This is a genomic window from Aurantivibrio infirmus (assembly GCF_054767315.1).
Map to the genome: position 1 here is coordinate 317151 of NZ_BAAFSK010000003.1, position 17230 is coordinate 334380.

The following is a 17230-nucleotide window of genomic DNA, read 5'->3' on the forward strand; positions in this document are numbered from 1 at the left end:
AGCATTTTTGAGCCCTATTGATTGTACTTGTTACTCTTTCACTCTTTTTTAAACTCTTCATACCCTGGTGAATTTTCTTTTGGATCATATGACTTACCGTTTTGCACGTAGATTTCTCCCCGCTTTATACTGTTATTCGATAAAATCAATAGACTAAACTCATGCTCATGATACCCTTCTGTATTCTGCATATTTGTTTCGCTTTTGAAAATGAAACGATAGCCATTTTCACCGACAGAATTGTAAGCTAGAGTTGGAGCGTTACCTTGCGGACAGTAATGCGTAGCTATCAAGGTGTCACCATCCATAGAATATATTGTCAACGATGTACGATCTGATCCCATTGACCATCTTTCAGATATCGCTGAACCATTAGCAATCACTTCAAATGTAATTTTGGTTTTGCTTTTCTCCGACAGACTTTGCCATTCCCCAGTTAAGCTTTTAATACTTTCAAATACTTCTATTGGAGATTTCACAACATCGGCTTTAGCTTCAAAAATGGACACAGATAACACAAGAGCTATAAGGATCAAGACGTTTTTCATATTTCCTCCAAAGAAGAGTAACGCCGCCACAACGGGCGAGCGAAACATCGTGGAACGATGTCCAGCATTAGTTGCGCTTTTTGCAACTAATGCGACGTTGGTGGCTTTGTTAAGTCCTTTTACCAAAATTTCCATTTCGATTTCACTCTTTTTAGACCTACCAGGGGTATTGATTCTGGTTCAACTTGGGAAGCATCTATAGGCCCTTCTAGCTGATAACCAAAAAATTCTAGAAGAGCTGCTTCTCCAAATTCTAATGGATGGAATTGCAACGGGTAATCTGCGTCATCCTCATCGGGGTCTATAGCAGGATATTTTCCTTCCCAATAAGGCATTTCGAACGATAGGCGTTCGCCTATATCTTCCTGTATTCCATTATCGGGCGAAACACTAAGCGATCTAACCAACTTACCCTCTGTCCACACTGCATACGCAAACCAATCGACTACGCTGTGCATAGCATGTAGATATATTGAACATGGTCCAGCTAAATCAATAAAATGTTGTGGGAGTTTTGAAGGATAATCAATACCAAACTCTTTAGCAGCTACGATACTAATTCCTGGAAACACTCCTATATATATCTCGTTATCTGGCGGGCAGGTATAAGATAGATCTCCGTCAGATATTATTTCCAATTTCTCTGATGGGAATAATTTATTTGCGAGAGCTATTGATGCACCCCTATTTAATTCAGGGTTTTGCTTTAGGCTTTCTTTCGCATCATTCTCAACAATAGCAAGCATCCATGTTTTTGCTCCCATTTTACTCTCCTAGGCTATGGCTTTATTTGTAGACTTAACGCCAAGGTTTGGGGCGCGACGCCAGGAGCGTCCCGCCGCGTTTAGCGGCAGACAACACCGCCTTGTTAGCTGTGTTTTTTGTACGCATGATGCAGATATAAACCAGCAATAACATTGAAAACAACATATGCTACCCACTTACCGCTATAAAACCCGATAGTTGCTTTAAATCTATTGAAACCATCTAACCATATATACGCGGCGGGAAGAATGAAAGAGAGCGAGAATAAACTACCAGTAACTTGTAGTAATACACTTGGTTTTTCTATGCCGAATATATTTAAGCCGACAAGCAACACCGCCATCATAAAAAAGCTGATGATACTTACTCGATACATAAATTCTCGTTTATCCATTCTTACTTTCCAATCCCTAAATACAGCTAACGCCAAGGTTTGGGGCGCGACGTTAGGAGCGTCCCGCCGAATCAAAGGGTCAGAGTAACTGATTCGCGATTAAAAATATTTTTCGTAAAAATCAGTTACTTTGACCCTTTGATTTGCATTTGTGACAATAAATCATATTTTATATCTAATGCTTCCTTAACTGGTACAACACCTCTATGGCTTACGTTGCTGCTGCCTTGATCAGACCATAGGGGTGGATAAAACGTATAGCACTGATCAGTTGTGATATTTTTTATATCGCTTTGCCAGCTGTCCCATCTAATCCCCTCATAAAAATTATCCAAATCTCCTGAGAGTAACCAACCAAAAAAATCAGAAAACAGTAAATCAAGTGGCTCCCACTCGAATGAATCCGGCGCCCAATAGTAAATAGAATTCATGTCCCCCGAAAAAGCGCCTCCATTTATTGCATAAAAACCCCCTGCAGCGTCATCAGCTACAAGATAGATACCCTGTTTAATAGGTTGATTCCAGTTATGGATATCTCTTGCAAAGTCGGTGTTTCCAGATCCAAGTATTCTTACCCATCCATGGTCAATCAGTACGCCACCAGTATGGTAAATCAGTGAGCCAAGTATTGAGTGTGTTGTTACTTGAACATTCAATAGTATTTGATCATGGTTTTCAGAAGGAGAAAGTATTTCTACATGATTCTTAGCTTCAGAAACCCATTCCTTCATTACATTAATGAATGGGTCTTCTTTATTGATTAGCTCTTCCAGTGTCTTCATGTCATATACACGTGACGAGGATGTAGAAGAACTAATCCTCAAATTCCAAATATAAAATTACTGTCAAAAACCATGCTTCTACGTTCCGTTTCAGAGAAAAGAGAGTTGAATTTTTAATTTCACACGACTCTCGGCACGATTTCATTTTCTGTAAAAAACGATTTTTAGTTTTTCTACATCTTCAACGCCGAAAAATCAGAAAAATCAAAGGGTCAGAATAACTGATTCGCGGTTAAAAATATTTTTCGTAAAAATCAGTTACTCTGACCCTTTGATTGTTAAGCAGCGGCGCGCGTTAGCGCGTTCAGCCCGCAGGGCGGTGCTGCCTTTGCTTGTTAAGCCTTTCATTAAAAATTACGATTGATATCACCAGTAGCAAGCGGTGCTTGGCGGAGTAATTTCATATACGAAATATCATTATCACGATTATCCCAAGTGGCCTGTATATGCTCTGCAAGTTTTGGTAAATCGGATTGTAAAGTTGAACGCCATAAGCATGAATCATACTCAACGACCCTAAGCATATTATCCACATCAAATATTCGGCCAGTGCCAGTAGCTTTGATTAAAGCTACTGGTTTGTCTTCTCGCATCCTCATTCCAAGTTCGAATAATACATTCGGATTGTGTTCCGTGAGGTCTGCTACAACTAAATCAGCTTCAAGTAATTCATTAACTATTGTCGATTGAATTACATCACTGCCTTGTCTATTAGCTGTTCTTACAACAAAGCCAACACTTTCTGCCGCTGGTGTAATTAGACTGGCGAGAACTTCTTCAAAAAAACCAGTAGGCCTAGTTTCCTCACGTTCTACAAATGGCATTATGACAAAGCAAATAGGCCCATCTCCAATTGAGGAGTCAGTAACAACTGGTGATGAAATTGTCGATCCATTGTTGCCGGTATTGGCGGGAATAACTTGTTGCTGACTAATATCAAACTGGTGTCCAATTTGTAGAAAGCGACAGTTTTTTTGGTATATATCTATAAAGTCATCATGAATAGATGGATCAATACCAAACTCTGTTTCAAGGGTGTTTGATAAGTATTGTGACTCTGGAAGATCGCTCCCCTTGTAATACTCCAATACTTTTCTAAATATATCTACGCTCAAAAAAGCTTCTCGCTTCGCAACCATTTCCTCTTCTGGTGATCTTGGATATAAAACTTTTTTACCAAGGGCAGTTAATGATATTTTTGCGGCGTCTCTTGTTCCTTCTGTAAGATTGTAATCTCGTGCGCCAGCCGTAAGGTAATAGAATCTTGTGCTCATACCCATACTTAATGCTTTTCCAACCTCTGCTGGAGGCCAAGGATTACCAGCATTTTTTTCTTTAAGTGCTGTAGGTACACGAAGTGCATTTTCTAGTGTTACACGCGGGAATGGCCATGTAATTCTTTTAGGTGTGTTTTCGCCTTTTTTGGCCATTTGATAACTCCTTGTCTATTTTGTTGATTGAGGTTGGGGGCTTAACGCCGCCAACACGCGCGTATTTTTTGGGGGGAGGCTCCAACGAAAAATACGTCGCGGTGCTTGGCCTTATTATAAGTTGATAGTGCTGATTGCATAATAAAAATCATCTGGGTGGTTAAATAGCCAAGCATCACCGTAAGCTACTGACTCGTAGTGGATTCTAGATAGTTCATCTTGGTAATGTTCCATTTCAATTGCCTCGCCCCAAGAATCATGAGGTACGATGATTCTCGCCTCACCGGGCTGCAAATGAACTTCATCCGCTCTTATTCGCCACTCTCGCTCCCACGTGAAGTCAATTGGCGGGTCGGAATCTGGTTCATATCTGACATGCCGCCAGCGATGCGACTCTGCTAGAGATGCATATTCAGAATCTGACTGATAAATTACTGGACGACCGCCTAGCGCATACAACCACTTCTTTGAAACGCGAATTCCGAACGGTCTATACCTTCCAATAACATTGTGAAAGGTATTTTCTGGAGCTTCGGTAAAACATACACAGCGGTAACCATCTTTAATATGGCCAGAACCACCAAGGAGTCTATGACCAAAGACGATCTGACGGAGAATATGAAATGATTCTTCGTCTGAATCGCCTTTAATCCAGTGTATTAAATCATTGGAAAGATCAGCTCGTGGCATGGCTTATCCGAAACTTATAACGCCTCAATGTGCGGCAGCCGAAACGCAGTGTAGGCTGTTCAGCACCGTAGGCGCGATGCACCATTGACTTGTTAGAAAGCATCGGCGAGTAACCACCCTTCATGGGTTAACTCAAATATTTCATCTTTGTAGCCAACACCTATTACGTATCCGTTTGCCATTAACTCTTTAAGTGCCGAGTCATATGCCGCGTACTCCCTCTTTGACCCCTTTCCGAAAACTTTACCTCCGGCTTGAATACTTTGCTCGCCTATGGTCTTGGGCTTCATGATAGTGCCATTTTTGTCTGAGGCAGCCGCTTTTAAGAGATTTTTTGCGAATTCTGAAAGATTAATATCGTGTTCTGTTCGAATTTTGCTGATTTCAGCTTCGAGCTCCTTCTTTTTCTTTTCATCTGTGATTTGAGATATTGATTCGTCACGCTTCGCTCTATCAATAAGCTCTCTTTCTCTCGCTGCAGTTATATCAACGCGTACTTGCTCCAGCTCTGATTGGCGAATAGCTTTTTTATGTTCCGCTTCGAGATTGGAGTTTTCGATTAGCTCCAAAGGTTTTTCGGCAACAAGCAAGAAAAGGTATTTAAGCCAGTGTGTTGACGCCGCAACTATTGCTCCCGCAATTAGAGGAAATACAACGAGAGACCAATAACTAGTGGCTGAATCAAAGGCTTCTAGTCTACTCGTCGGATCCCCTTCCGTTGCAGACAGTAAAAAAATTCCTCGCCAGTTGAGCGCAAAAAAGGACAAAACGGCATATCCAAAATATGGAGATTTTAACCTTGTATTTATTGCGTCAATGACATCGTTCATTTTTCATTCCTTGGTACGAACACGCTTGTACTTTCTAACAATTTAATAAATAGCGTGGTCAGATATAGACACTATCCAATCAAATTACGGCGTAGGTATCCACATCTGACCACGCTACCTATTTCTTTATAATGGCTCCGTACAGACACATCCATCCAAACGAAATCAATACAAAACCACCGAACGAATACTTTCGCCTTTGTGCATTAAATCAAATGCTTTATTAATATCGTCCAATGGCATTGTGTGTGTTATAAGTTCATCAATTTTTATTTGGCCATCCATAAACCAATCAACAATTTTTGGTACGTCGGTTCGACCTCTTGCGCCACCGAAGGCGGTGCCTCGCCATACTCGGCCGGTGACGAGTTGAAATGGTCGGGTAGAAATTTCTTTTCCAGCACCGGCGACGCCGACAATAATAGATTCGCCCCAGCCTTTATGACAACACTCTAATGCTTGGCGCATAGTGTTTACATTGCCGATACATTCAAAACTATAATCTGCGCCGCCATTGGTCATGTCGACGATGGCTTCTACTACATCGTGAACGTCTTTAGGGTTAATAAAGTCGGTCATGCCAAATTTTTTCGCGAGTTCGACTTTGCTTGGATTAATATCGATACCAATAATTTGACTGGCGCCAACGAGTCGAGCACCTTGAATAACATTAAGACCTATTCCTCCAAGCCCAAATACAACAACCGTTGAACCAGGTTCCACTTTTGCGTCGAACGCAACGGCACCGACACCGGTGGTTACACCACAACCGATATAACACACCTTATCTAGTGGCGCATCGCTACGAATTTTCGCAACCGCGATTTCAGGAAGCACAGTGTAGTTAGAAAAAGTTGAACAACCCATGTAATGCAAAAGTGGTTTACCGTCGAGGGAAAAACGACTGCTGCCATCAGGCATTAAGCCCTGCCCTTGTGTACCGCGTATTGCTTGGCATAAATTTGTTTTTGGGTGTAGACAATATTCGCATTCGCGACATTCAGGTGTATATAAAGGAATTACGGTATCACCCACGGCGACCGACTTCACACCCGGGCCTACTTCAACAACAATACCGGCACCTTCATGACCGAGGATTGCAGGGAAAGCGCCTTCGGGATCGTCCCCAGACAAAGTAAAAGCATCGGTGTGACAAACACCGGTGGCTTTTAATTCAATCAACACCTCGCCCGCTTTCGGGCCATCTAAATCGACTTCGATGACGTCTAAAGGTTTTCCTGCAGCAAAGGCAACGGCCGCACGCGTTTTCATAAGCATCTCCAATAACTATTTCTAAAAGGTTCTTTAACCCGCTAAATATTATGTTTGTGACTTTTTGATTTTAGAGCTTCGCGCTGCTGATTATGATATTTATACCGCGAAAGATGTTTGGGATTCTAACGTAAGTTTCTGCGCTATACACCCCTGTTTGAATAGCTGAGACAATTAGGCATAGCATATACCGATATACATAAAAAAAGCCGCACCAGTGTCTACTGTTGCGGCTTTTAAAACTTAGGGCTTGATGCCTAAAATGAAGGCTTTATTTACGAATACCCTCAATATACAACTCCAATTCGACTTCTTGTGCGCTAGCGCCTAGATCTGTCGGGATCCCAAAATCTTTCAGCGTTAATGTGGTAGAACCCGCGAAGCCAACGCGGTAGCCACCCCATGGATCTTTACCTTCACCAATTTTCATAAACTGAATTTCTACATCTTTAGTTACGCCACGCAGGGTTAACTTACCCTGCAAGCTGCCCATTTTGCCATCGTCGCTGACAAACTTTTCACTTACGAATGTCGCCGTTGGGAATTCCTTGGTGTTCAGAAAACCCTCTGCCTGCAAATGGCCATCACGTTCGGGGTGATTGGAATTCAAGCTCGTCGTGTCGATTGTGACATCGACTTTAGACGCCTGAGGATTTTTGTCGTCATAACTAAAATCTCCGGAAAACTTATCAAATCGCCCCACCAAAATACTGTAGCCAAGATGAGGGATTTTAAAATTGATCGATGCATGAGCCCCATCTGTATCAATCTTATAGTCAGCTGAAAAAGCCGGTGCGATCAAAAACACTGTCGCAATTAGTACGATGAGTGAAAGACGATTTTTCATTAAATTCTCCGTGTAGTAAGACAATAAACAGTGATGTGGTTAGGTTAGTAAATACGCTGTATTCCATACAAGATTTTATGCAAAGTGCCTGTAGAACCGCTTTTTTGTAGACTACTTTTAAAAAATTTACCTGTGACAATCAGTTACCAGAATACGACTAGGGGCCCTTGTTGACACCAAGATCATCTGAAATCGTTGCTTCAATGAGGATACGAAATTTATTACGACAAAATTATTATTAAGCTAAGCCCCAAAATTTAGATTTTAATCACCGGCAAATCTGATCCTCAATAAGATCAAAAGTTCCTGTTCGTAATCAGGCCTCAGACTGTGCTTGAATAGTCCCAGCTTGACGTGGATGTTCCCCACTATAGCGATTGGCACAAGCTTTGCTCTTCCCTATCTATCGACTGTGAAGAACGCCTACTAAAACATCACCAGGCCCGAAGTGAGGCTCAAAATAGCACGGAAAGCAGGCGCATAGCCTTTAGGGCTCTCCTGAAAGGTGCCAAAGTGCACCAATGAGTGGCACAATTGCTCTTTTTAGCGCCAGCATATACATCAATACGAGACAAACGATCAAATATAGCCAAATGATTTCATATTCAGAAGCCCTACACTCGAAGCCGTACCGAGCCAGCTATCAACTAAAACAAGGCCCCAAGGTGAGCTGTGATCAACGATTTTGATTCACTCATTAAGCAGTTCGTTCAGTCCGAGCAACTACCTGAACTCTATTCAGATATGGCTCGACGCTGGTTCTTGCCGCTCGCGAAACAACTCGCGGTTGACATTGCACAACAAAAGCTAAAAGTATTAGGGATAGTGGGCAGCCAAGGTAGTGGAAAATCGACTTTGGCAAGCCTACTAAAAGTGATTCTAGAGGCTGACGCAAAAAACAAAAATTCCTCTTTAAAAGTCGTGGTACTTTCATTAGATGACTTCTATCTTACTCGCGATGAAAGAACAAAGTTAGGCGCTGAGGTTCATCCTTTACTCAGCACTCGCGGTGTTCCTGGCACTCACGACGTGAAACTTGCCATCGCCACCATCGACTCGTTACTCAATACCAGTAATTCGAAAAACCCTGACTCAGTAAAAATTCCCAGATTTGATAAAGCTCGCGATGATCGCGTTCCTAAAAATGAATGGGAAGTAATAAGAGAACCTGTAGATTTAATTATTTTTGAAGGCTGGTGTGTATCAAATTTAGCGCAGTCCGAACAAGAGCTAACGAAGCCAATCAATAACCTGGAGCGACTGGAAGATAGTGAAGGCGTATGGCGGACCTATGTTAATTCTTGCCTCTCGAATCAATATAGTGCGCTTTGGAATAAAATCGATAAATTAATCATGCTACAAATCCCCAATTTCGATTTAGTCTATCACTGGCGACAACGCCAAGAAGATAAGCTCATCGAAAAACTAAAAGGAGACGAAAAAAATTCTGATTTAAAAGTAATGGATCAGGATTCGATAAAACGATTCATTCAACACTTTGAACGTCTAACGCGACACAATCTTAACGCTCTGCCAAAAATTGCCGATATTGTTTTTAAGCTAAACGAACAACAGATTATCGTCGACAAATTTGAGAAAAATGATTCTGCGACTAATTGGTTGGTGGTTACTGATCTTGATGGCACACTGCTGGATCATTTTACCTATTCACACGAACTTGCTGACAATACGCTCGCTGCGCTAGAAACCAAGAGCATTCCCGTCATTATTAACACCAGTAAAACTTTTGCAGAACTGATCGAGCTTCGTGAAGAGCTGCGCAATGTGCATCCATTTGTCGTTGAAAATGGCTCCGCAATCTACATTCCTAAAGGTTATTTCTCTTCACTATCGTATCGAGATAATGTTACTGAGATTGATGACAAAACTAAAATATCAAGCCAAGACTTTGATGTCATTTGCCTTGGTGTCGAGAGAGCTTCGATCCAAACATGGTTGAAAAAAATAAAGCCTAGCTTTCCTAATCAATTCAACAGTTTTAGTGACTTGGGAATTGATGGCATCGTTGCTGCGACGGGACTTTCGGTCGAACAAGCAAAGCTTTCCAACCAACGAGGATACTCTGAACCGCTTCGCTGGTTGGGGTCCGAAACTGAAAAGCAGGTCTTTATTAATAAGGCTCAAGACGCTGGTTTCGGTGTACTCGAAGGTGGTCGCTTCTTACACGTTCTCGGTAATTCAGACAAAGGCTTGGCTACTAAACGAATCAAAGAGCTTTATCGTATCAATTTCGAAAAGTCGTTTTCAGTCGTGGCGGCCGGCGATGGAAAAAATGACATTGCCATGTTAGAAGCCGCAGATGTAGCGGTTCTAGTAAAATCACCGGTACACAAAGCGCTTAAACTTTGTAATGGATCATCGACTAAGGTTATTCAAACCGAGGAATTGGGTCCGTTAGGGTGGTCCGAGGCCCTCGATCTATTTTTCGATGAAGCGCAGATCACTGCGCAAGCAAAAGACCAAGCTATTTCAAAACCAAAATAAATTAATAAACATAAAACTAATTATAATTTCCGGAGCTTAATGTGACTGACTTTTTTCAAAACGGCAATATCACTACCCTGCATAATCTATCTCACCGCTCTCATGAAGATCTTGAAGCGGAGCTTACGGGCTACTCTTCTCAACGCCCAATGTCTCTTCTTCTGCCTTCATTATTTTCTGAATTAGAGGGGCCTGCATTAAGCAATATTGTTACGGAACTTGAGCATGTACCTTATTTGTCAGAAATTGTGATTGGTTTAGACAGAGCAAATGAGGAACAGTATCGGTATGCGCTTAACTATTTTAGCCGACTAAATCAAAACCACCGTGTTCTTTGGAACGAAGGTCCAAGATTGCAAGCTATAGACAAACAACTGCAAGAAATTGGATTGGCACCGAGAGAGCTAGGCAAAGGTAGAAACGTTTGGTATTGCCTAGGTTATATACTCGCGTCGGGAAAAGCGGAGGCGATTGCCCTGCACGACTGTGATATTCTTACCTATAACAGACAATTGCTTGCTCGGCTCATCTATCCGGTTGCAAACCCAAACTTTAACTATGAATTTTGCAAAGGCTATTACTCAAGAGTGGCAGATGGAAAGATTAATGGCCGCGTCTGCCGATTGTTAGTGACCCCCTTGTTACGCTCATTAAAAAATGTGTGTGGAAAATCCGACTATCTCGATTATATGGATAGTTTTCGTTACGCTCTCGCCGGTGAGTTTTCATTTCGGCGTGATGTAATTTCTGACCTTCGCATTCCTAGCGATTGGGGTTTAGAGATTGGCGTATTATCGGAAATGCATAGAAACTATTCGTCGAACCGTTTATGCCAAGTTGATATCGCACACAACTATGACCACAAGCATCAGGATTTATCGCTACAGGATGACGAAGGCGGACTTTCGAAAATGTCTATCGATATTTGCAAGGCTCTGTTTAGAAAACTGGCGACTCAAGGAGAAGTTTTTTCAAATGAGAAAATTCGAACCTTAAAAGCCAATTATTTTCGAATCGCCCTGGACTTTGTCGAAACCTACAAGAATGATGCGCTAATCAATGGATTAGATCTGGATATCCACCGTGAAGAACAATCAGTAGAGTTATTCGCTCAAAACATCGTTAAGGCAGGAAAAATGTTTTTGGATAACCCAATGGAAACGCCTTTTATTCCCAGTTGGAACCGCGTCAAAAGTGCCATACCGGATATTCTCGATCAAATTCATGAAGCGGTTGAACTAGATCACAAAGAATATTCGGCCAAGTAATTTTTATATCTGTTGACCATAACTTTTGGTAGTTAAAATATTATGCCCACCAATTTGAAATCTACTATTTACGACGGATTAAACCAACGTGTCCGGAATCACTTACAGTTTATTTACCCGGACAAAGATATCGATCATGAGAGCGAACGTTTTCTCGCGGCAATGAGACTTAAAACCGAATATAAACAACCCGAACACCATCAAAACTTATGGAACCAGTCGACCATCATCGCCATTACTTATGGACATAGTTTACTCAAAACTGGTGAGAAACCGCTTCATACTTTACACAATTTCTTTAAAGCACATTTTCGCGATCTTATAAGCTGTATACATATATTGCCGTTTTTCCCACACAGCGGCGATGATGGCTTCGCCGTCGTTGACTATGACGAAGTCGATGAGTCGATTGGAGACTGGGAAGATATTAACGCAATATGCGACGATTTTGATTTAATGGCCGACCTTGTTATTAATCACTGCTCGTCTCGTCATCAGTGGTTTAAAAATTTTAAGAAAGGTATCAGGCCGGGCAAAGACTATTTTTTCCTGAGTAATGAGACTGCTGACCTGAGTCAGGTTGTACGACCAAGAACCAGTGAATTACTACAGCTCGTTACGACAAGTGATGGGAATAAGCACGTATGGTGTACTTTTGGCCACGATCAAGTCGATTTAGATTTTCGAAACCCGGAAGTATTATTAGAATTCGTCGAAATCATTCGACGCTATCTTGATCAAGGTATTCGAATTTTCAGACTTGATGCAGTCGCCTTTATTTGGAAGATTGAAGGCACCAGCTGCTTAAACCTAAATCAAACCCATGAAATTGTTCGGCTGTTGCGAACCTTAATCGAACACGCCAACCCTCGTGCAGTAATAATTACAGAAACAAATATCCCGAACCAAGAAAACTTATCGTATTTTGGCAATGCCAATGAAGCGCACTGTATTTATAATTTTTCACTACCTCCCCTACTCGTACATGCCTTGGTCAGTGGGAATTGTCGACACTTAAAGAACTGGCTGATGAGCATGCCGCCCGCTCAGAACGGTACCGCTTATTTTAACTTTATCGCCTCGCACGACGGCATTGGCTTGCGGCCTGTAGAAGGTTTATTAAGTGACGAAGAAACGTTAGATTTTATTAAGGCAATGGAAAAATTTGGCGGAAAGATTAGCTGGCGGGCACTGGATGGTCTTTCTCGCAAGCCCTATGAAATTAATATATCTCTGATTGATGCGCTTAAAGGCACGAGTACACATGGCGTAGACGAGTGGCAGCTTGAACGATTTATTGCAGCCCATACGATCATGCTTTCTTTGGAAGGAATTCCTGGAATTTATATACACAGCCTGATCGGTACAGAGAACGATTACCAGCGATTAGAAGAACATGGCCATAATCGCGCAATTAATCGAAGACAATGGAATATTGACGAACTGAATGCGAATTTAGCAGACCCCAGTAACTTGCATGCAAAAATCAAAGCTCGCTTGAGCACTTTAATCTCGGTTCGAAAATCACAATCTGCATTTCATCCAAACGCCACGCAATTCACTTTGCACCTAGGGGACGCTATCTTTGCGTATTGGCGACAAAGTATGGATCGAACACAAAGTATTTTTTGTTTAAACAATATCTCTGATCAAAACCAGACAATTTTGCTAAATGACATCAATCTTATTGGTACCGATAACTGGAGAGACTTGATTGGTGGCAGTGAAATCAAACCATACAGTAACTCACCTGAAGGAAACTCGCTGAAATTAAAACCTTACCAATGTATATGGCTTAGCAACCGCTAGATAACGATTAAATTAAACATCGCGATTAGTCATTTCGAAACGACTAAGGAACATCAAGTGGCTTCGATATTCGACTCATGTTTTTTTCGATAGTCGATCATTTGTGGTGTGGCTAACTCGATGCCATGAATCACCGAGGCTTCATTTACTGCTTCTTGTACGATACTTGGGGTACTAACTAAATATTGCCTAATTGTCCGGGTAACCTTTGTGTTCGGTAGCGCATCAATATAAAAATTTAATGTAAATTCCAATGCATAATTCCCAGAATCCGTTAAGGCCACCTCAAATTCTTGATTAGGGTTTATTTTTGCCTCTGAATTCTCCAGGACTATCTGATTTGCGGCCTCGAACATCCGTCTTATCCGGTTTCTATACACGTCATAATTAGAGTTCAATGTCGGATATTTATTATTTCGATTTTTCTTAGTTTCCGTTTTTTTATCGTTTTGATTTGTGTCAGATTGGCTGTTATTTTCTTGCTCAACATACGGCGCCGCTGCTTGACTCCCTTGTGCCGATAAACTCTCAGTTTGTCCTGGGCCGCCTGGATAAACTTGATCAACGATCGGATAGGCGATATTAAATTTTATCGCGTGTCGAATGCCATCAATAGACGCTCGCTTGCTCAAATTATCGATTTGGGAATTTAATAAGCGATGATTTCGGATAATTATGCGATGATTATTTCTAACATCTAACAACATGGTATAGATAAACGAAACCCGACTAATAATAAATTCATCGCGCTTACCCTCGATCTTAATAACGTCGCCGTCTTCTAGCATTTTGGAATTGAGTATGACAAGACCATAATAGATATCCGGAAACCAAACACCGTTGGTTAACGCGATAAACGCAAATACGATTCCCAAAAACCCAGTAGCTTCTAAAAGGGTGTTCAGCTTCCAAATATAAATGAAACAAAATATAGCGATGATAACAACTAAAATAGAAGCCACAACATCGACCAGGCGCGAATTGTAACTATCAATGAACGTAGTTTCTCCATCTACTTCTCGCGGAATACCGAATTTTTTCCGACTAAAATAAGAAACGATATTAAAAGTGATAAGACACGCAAAAATAGTGGCGATAGAAAAACTAAGACTGCGGAAAAGATTAGGAAAAACATCAAAATTAAAAATCTGCAGAAAGATCTCTACAATATGAAAAATTAATATTGAACCCGCCGCAAATCGAAGTATTTTCGCTTGCGTTGCTACTTCTTTACTCTTATTAATAACTCGCAGTAATGGATCAGACAATATTATGATTAGAACATTCACCAATAACAGGCCACCATGGAACATCAAACCTTGAGTACCGCCAAGTGAATCAATTACATTATCTAACATCGGTATTTCCTAAAATTATCGAACGCGTATTACAAGCAAATCATACGTTAAATATTATTATTTCAAAAAAAGTATACAAAAATACCGTAGTTGAAGTGATTTACTTCTAATACGGTATTCATTTATTTTTGTATCCCTCGTTGAGCGAGCTACAAGTTTTCGAGAACACTTTCAGCGGAGCTGGCTTCAATACCTTTGGCATCAACTCCCAAGTAACTCACAACTCCGTTGTCAACGATCATTGCGTAACGTTTGCTACGCAAACCAAAACCAACAGCAGCCAAATCCAATTCCAAACCCAATGCTTTGGTGTAATCAGCGCCGCCATCGGCCGCCATTATAATTTCCTCCGCATTTTGTGCTTTGCCCCATGCATCCATTACGAAAGCGTCGTTTACGGCAACACAAACAATACTATCAACGCCCGCGGCTTTAATTTTATCTGCATTCACAACGAACCCTGGTAGGTGTGTCATCGAGCAGCCAGGCGTAAATGCACCAGGAACCGCAAACCAGACAACTTTTTTGTTAGCAAAAATTTCATCTGTAGTTAAGGGCTTTGGACCATCAGCAGTCATTACCGCAACTGCTCCTTTTGGTAATGTATCTCCTACTTTTATTGTCATGTTTCTTCCTCTATTTACTGATTAAGATTAATTTAAAATCGCCAAAAAGGTCCGGCGTGATGATAAGGTTTTTCAGGGCCAGGTAGAATTTCTCGCATATAAAATTGTGGCCCATGTGCACTGCGCCAATCTCTAGGGTATCCCAAAGAAACCTCTTCAAATCGCACACCATCTTTGTAATCGGTTGCTCGCATATGGAGATGACCAGAAACAACTGCTTTAGCATTAAAGCGCAGATGCCAATCTTCTGTGTGCTTGGTACCACACCAGATGGAAAAGCGTGGGATCCGCATCGTTCGCACAAGATCGTATCGTAATGGAAAGTGATTAACCAATACCAGTGGTATTTGTTTGTCGCATGTTTCTAATCGCCGCGAAGAGTACTCAACGCGCGCTCGACACCATTCGACTATCGAAGGGTACGGGGCTGTATTAAACAGGTGCTCATCCTTACACAACACACCAGACTCCGTCGCCCATTCAACAGCATCAGCCAAAGCGACAGAGTCAGGCCTAAAACTGTAATCGTACAACAGTGTTAACGGCGCAATGATGTGATCACCTCCCGCGCCTTCCCATAGTAAATAAGGATCTTCGGGTGTTGATACATCATAGCGTCGACATAAATCCACCAGCGCCTGATACTTCTCTACCGATGAATTTTCTTGATCACTTTGAGTTACCCACAATTCATGATTGCCGGGAACCCATATCATGCGTGCAAATTTATTACTCAAGTTCTGTAAACAAGATTCGAGTTGTTTTGCAGTTGATGCGATATCTCCGGCCAAAATCAACCAATCGTCTTGATGACCCTCTAAGGCATCTATAGCCTCGCGATTAGCTCGATGATCAAGATGTAGATCACTGATGGCGAATAATCTCATCTAAGAAAAAGCTCCTTAACAGAGCCTTTAAACTGCCCAACGTCGGCATTTTTGAACAGTATATTCATTAGCATTTAATTAATGACCTCAGCGCGTTTTTACAGATCTGATGGACTATCGACTTAAAAGTGAGTAATTGTAATTCAAAACGTACAAAAACACCTCAATTCTAAGGCATCCTCATCGCTACCTCATTGTAGTTACCAATATAAAAAACTATGCACTTTGACGAAATGACTAAATCGGATAGAATCCGGTAAATTCAAAAGTAATTCGCCTATGTATGCAATTATTGATCTCGGATCAAATAGTTTTCATCTGTTGATTGCAGAATACCGTGATGCTCGTTTTTCAGTTGTCGCTCGCTGCAGCGAAAAAATCCAACTCGCCCAAGGCTTAAATCGCACTAACTCGCTAAGCAAAGTCGCGATGAAACGCGGTATAGATTGCCTTCATCGATTTCAAGAAGTTCTCAACGAACACCCCATCCTGCAATTAAAAGTTGTCGCTACAGAAGCCCTGCGCCGCGCGAAAAATGCGGACGTCTTTATTCGGGCAGCACAGAAGGTCGGTTTTGAAATTGATATTATTTCGGGAGAGCAAGAAGCTAAACTAATCTTTCGCGGAATTTGCGATCCACTGGTTGATTCTCTCACTCGTCGCTTAACCATAGATATTGGCGGTGCCAGCACAGAAATAGCAATCGGCAATTCAGAAACAATATTTCTCGCCGAAAGTATTCCAATGGGATGCGTGCGTTGGCGTGACCAATATTTCCCAAAAAAACTCGATTATGCAAAACGTAGTATCGCAGCGAAAGAAGCCGCCTACTTACAAATCAAACCAATATTACCCGCGCTACGGAAAGGACAATGGGAGGAAGTATATGCCTCTTCCGGATCTGCAAAAATGATCGCGAACATTGCGATCGCCAATGAGTGGTCTGACGGGGCAATCACCAACAAGGTTATTCGAAATACCGAAAAAGCGATCTCTCAAGTCGCTCGAGCAGAAGAAATCAACATCCCCGGTCTAAACCCACAACGATTAGATTTATTAGCGCCGGGTATTTCGATATTGGCGACGATAATGGAAAGTTTAAATATAGAATCGATTATTTACAGCCCGACTTCATTGCGAGAGGGAATATTAGGCGAGCTTTCGCAACAGCGAGTTGATTATCGCTTGTATTACAATGTAAATTAATTTCATCTGGGCC

General features: G+C 41.5%; 16 protein-coding genes. 4 read left to right on the forward strand and 12 right to left on the reverse strand.

From position 1 onward, the window contains the following. Positions 1-38: 38 nt before the first annotated feature. The 9 genes from ACYUCY_RS08200 to ACYUCY_RS08240 form a co-directional block, all read right to left on the reverse strand. Complete coding sequence (locus ACYUCY_RS08200) at positions 39-683, reverse strand: hypothetical protein (RefSeq protein WP_460225981.1); 645 nt, start codon at positions 681-683, stop codon at positions 39-41. Beyond that, positions 668-1312 (reverse strand): DUF6928 family protein, encoded by a 645-nt coding sequence (locus tag ACYUCY_RS08205; RefSeq protein WP_460225982.1) that lies wholly within the window; start codon positions 1310-1312, stop codon positions 668-670. Before ACYUCY_RS08205 ends, ACYUCY_RS08200 begins: the two co-directional genes overlap by 16 nt. A gap of 104 nt (positions 1313-1416) precedes the next feature. Next, entirely contained in the window at positions 1417-1707 is a 291-nt protein-coding gene (locus ACYUCY_RS08210; protein ID WP_460225983.1) for a hypothetical protein, read from the reverse strand. A 125-nt stretch (positions 1708-1832) separates the two neighbouring features. Continuing rightward, the gene (locus tag ACYUCY_RS08215) at positions 1833-2489 is read right to left on the reverse strand and encodes a DUF2625 family protein (RefSeq protein WP_460225984.1); all 657 of its coding nucleotides are present in this window, start codon (positions 2487-2489) and stop codon (positions 1833-1835) included. Positions 2490-2836: 347 nt separating this feature from the next. Beyond that, a complete protein-coding gene (locus ACYUCY_RS08220) occupies positions 2837-3919 on the reverse strand; it encodes a hypothetical protein (protein WP_460225985.1) in 1083 nt (360 codons plus the stop codon). Between the two features lie 114 nt (positions 3920-4033). Beyond that, positions 4034-4609, reverse strand: coding sequence for a hypothetical protein (locus tag ACYUCY_RS08225; protein ID WP_460225986.1), 576 nt, complete (start codon positions 4607-4609; stop codon positions 4034-4036). A gap of 92 nt (positions 4610-4701) precedes the next feature. Beyond that, positions 4702-5439: a hypothetical protein gene (locus ACYUCY_RS08230; RefSeq protein ID WP_460225987.1), complete on the reverse strand. Its 738-nt coding sequence runs from the start codon at positions 5437-5439 to the stop codon at positions 4702-4704. A 165-nt stretch (positions 5440-5604) separates the two neighbouring features. Next, positions 5605-6711, reverse strand: coding sequence for an S-(hydroxymethyl)glutathione dehydrogenase/class III alcohol dehydrogenase (locus ACYUCY_RS08235; RefSeq protein ID WP_460225988.1), 1107 nt, complete (start codon positions 6709-6711; stop codon positions 5605-5607). Between the two features lie 271 nt (positions 6712-6982). Continuing rightward, positions 6983-7558 (reverse strand): YceI family protein, encoded by a 576-nt coding sequence (locus ACYUCY_RS08240; RefSeq protein ID WP_460225989.1) that lies wholly within the window; start codon positions 7556-7558, stop codon positions 6983-6985. Positions 7559-8230: 672 nt separating this feature from the next. Between ACYUCY_RS08240 and ACYUCY_RS08245 the strand changes: the two genes are divergently transcribed. Genes ACYUCY_RS08245 through ACYUCY_RS08255 form a run of 3 tightly spaced genes read left to right on the forward strand, consistent with a single transcriptional unit; the run spans position 8231 to position 13140 of the window. Further along, the gene (locus ACYUCY_RS08245) at positions 8231-10063 is read left to right on the forward strand and encodes an HAD-IIB family hydrolase (RefSeq protein ID WP_460225990.1); all 1833 of its coding nucleotides are present in this window, start codon (positions 8231-8233) and stop codon (positions 10061-10063) included. Between the two features lie 41 nt (positions 10064-10104). Next, positions 10105-11331, forward strand: coding sequence for a glycosyltransferase family protein (locus tag ACYUCY_RS08250; RefSeq protein WP_460225991.1), 1227 nt, complete (start codon positions 10105-10107; stop codon positions 11329-11331). A gap of 42 nt (positions 11332-11373) precedes the next feature. Continuing rightward, positions 11374-13140, forward strand: a complete 1767-nt coding sequence (locus ACYUCY_RS08255) for a sugar phosphorylase (protein ID WP_460225992.1) — start codon at positions 11374-11376, stop codon at positions 13138-13140. 53 nt (positions 13141-13193) lie between these two features. On the opposite strand, the gene ACYUCY_RS08260 is transcribed toward ACYUCY_RS08255, so the two are convergent. The 3 genes from ACYUCY_RS08260 to ACYUCY_RS08270 all read right to left on the reverse strand — a co-directional run bounded on the left by ACYUCY_RS08260 (position 13194) and on the right by ACYUCY_RS08270 (position 16011). After that, positions 13194-14498 (reverse strand): hypothetical protein, encoded by a 1305-nt coding sequence (locus tag ACYUCY_RS08260; RefSeq protein WP_460225993.1) that lies wholly within the window; start codon positions 14496-14498, stop codon positions 13194-13196. A 149-nt stretch (positions 14499-14647) separates the two neighbouring features. Then, complete coding sequence (locus ACYUCY_RS08265) at positions 14648-15124, reverse strand: redoxin family protein (RefSeq protein ID WP_460225994.1); 477 nt, start codon at positions 15122-15124, stop codon at positions 14648-14650. A gap of 32 nt (positions 15125-15156) precedes the next feature. Next, positions 15157-16011, reverse strand: a complete 855-nt coding sequence (locus tag ACYUCY_RS08270) for a metallophosphoesterase family protein (protein WP_460225995.1) — start codon at positions 16009-16011, stop codon at positions 15157-15159. A gap of 279 nt (positions 16012-16290) precedes the next feature. On the opposite strand from ACYUCY_RS08270, the gene ACYUCY_RS08275 reads away from it, so the two are divergent. Continuing rightward, positions 16291-17217 (forward strand): Ppx/GppA phosphatase family protein, encoded by a 927-nt coding sequence (locus tag ACYUCY_RS08275; protein ID WP_460225996.1) that lies wholly within the window; start codon positions 16291-16293, stop codon positions 17215-17217. The last annotated feature ends 13 nt before the right edge of the window (positions 17218-17230 follow it).

What these genes read in the sequence shown, in the direction of transcription:
- ACYUCY_RS08220 (WP_460225985.1), bottom strand. Translation starts at nt 3,919, where the DNA reads ATGGCCAAAAAAGGCGAAAACACACCTAAAAGAATTACATGGCCATTC.
- ACYUCY_RS08270 (WP_460225995.1), bottom strand. Translation starts at nt 16,011, where the DNA reads ATGAGATTATTCGCCATCAGTGATCTACATCTTGATCATCGAGCTAAT.
- ACYUCY_RS08230 (WP_460225987.1), bottom strand. Translation starts at nt 5,439, where the DNA reads ATGAACGATGTCATTGACGCAATAAATACAAGGTTAAAATCTCCATAT.
- ACYUCY_RS08210 (WP_460225983.1), bottom strand. Translation starts at nt 1,707, where the DNA reads ATGGATAAACGAGAATTTATGTATCGAGTAAGTATCATCAGCTTTTTT.
- ACYUCY_RS08260 (WP_460225993.1), bottom strand. Translation starts at nt 14,498, where the DNA reads ATGTTAGATAATGTAATTGATTCACTTGGCGGTACTCAAGGTTTGATG.
- ACYUCY_RS08205 (WP_460225982.1), bottom strand. Translation starts at nt 1,312, where the DNA reads ATGGGAGCAAAAACATGGATGCTTGCTATTGTTGAGAATGATGCGAAA.
- ACYUCY_RS08265 (WP_460225994.1), bottom strand. Translation starts at nt 15,124, where the DNA reads ATGACAATAAAAGTAGGAGATACATTACCAAAAGGAGCAGTTGCGGTA.
- ACYUCY_RS08200 (WP_460225981.1), bottom strand. Translation starts at nt 683, where the DNA reads ATGGAAATTTTGGTAAAAGGACTTAACAAAGCCACCAACGTCGCATTA.
- ACYUCY_RS08255 (WP_460225992.1), top strand. Translation starts at nt 11,374, where the DNA reads ATGCCCACCAATTTGAAATCTACTATTTACGACGGATTAAACCAACGT.
- ACYUCY_RS08215 (WP_460225984.1), bottom strand. Translation starts at nt 2,489, where the DNA reads ATGAAGACACTGGAAGAGCTAATCAATAAAGAAGACCCATTCATTAAT.
- ACYUCY_RS08240 (WP_460225989.1), bottom strand. Translation starts at nt 7,558, where the DNA reads ATGAAAAATCGTCTTTCACTCATCGTACTAATTGCGACAGTGTTTTTG.
- ACYUCY_RS08225 (WP_460225986.1), bottom strand. Translation starts at nt 4,609, where the DNA reads ATGCCACGAGCTGATCTTTCCAATGATTTAATACACTGGATTAAAGGC.
- ACYUCY_RS08275 (WP_460225996.1), top strand. Translation starts at nt 16,291, where the DNA reads ATGTATGCAATTATTGATCTCGGATCAAATAGTTTTCATCTGTTGATT.
- ACYUCY_RS08235 (WP_460225988.1), bottom strand. Translation starts at nt 6,711, where the DNA reads ATGAAAACGCGTGCGGCCGTTGCCTTTGCTGCAGGAAAACCTTTAGAC.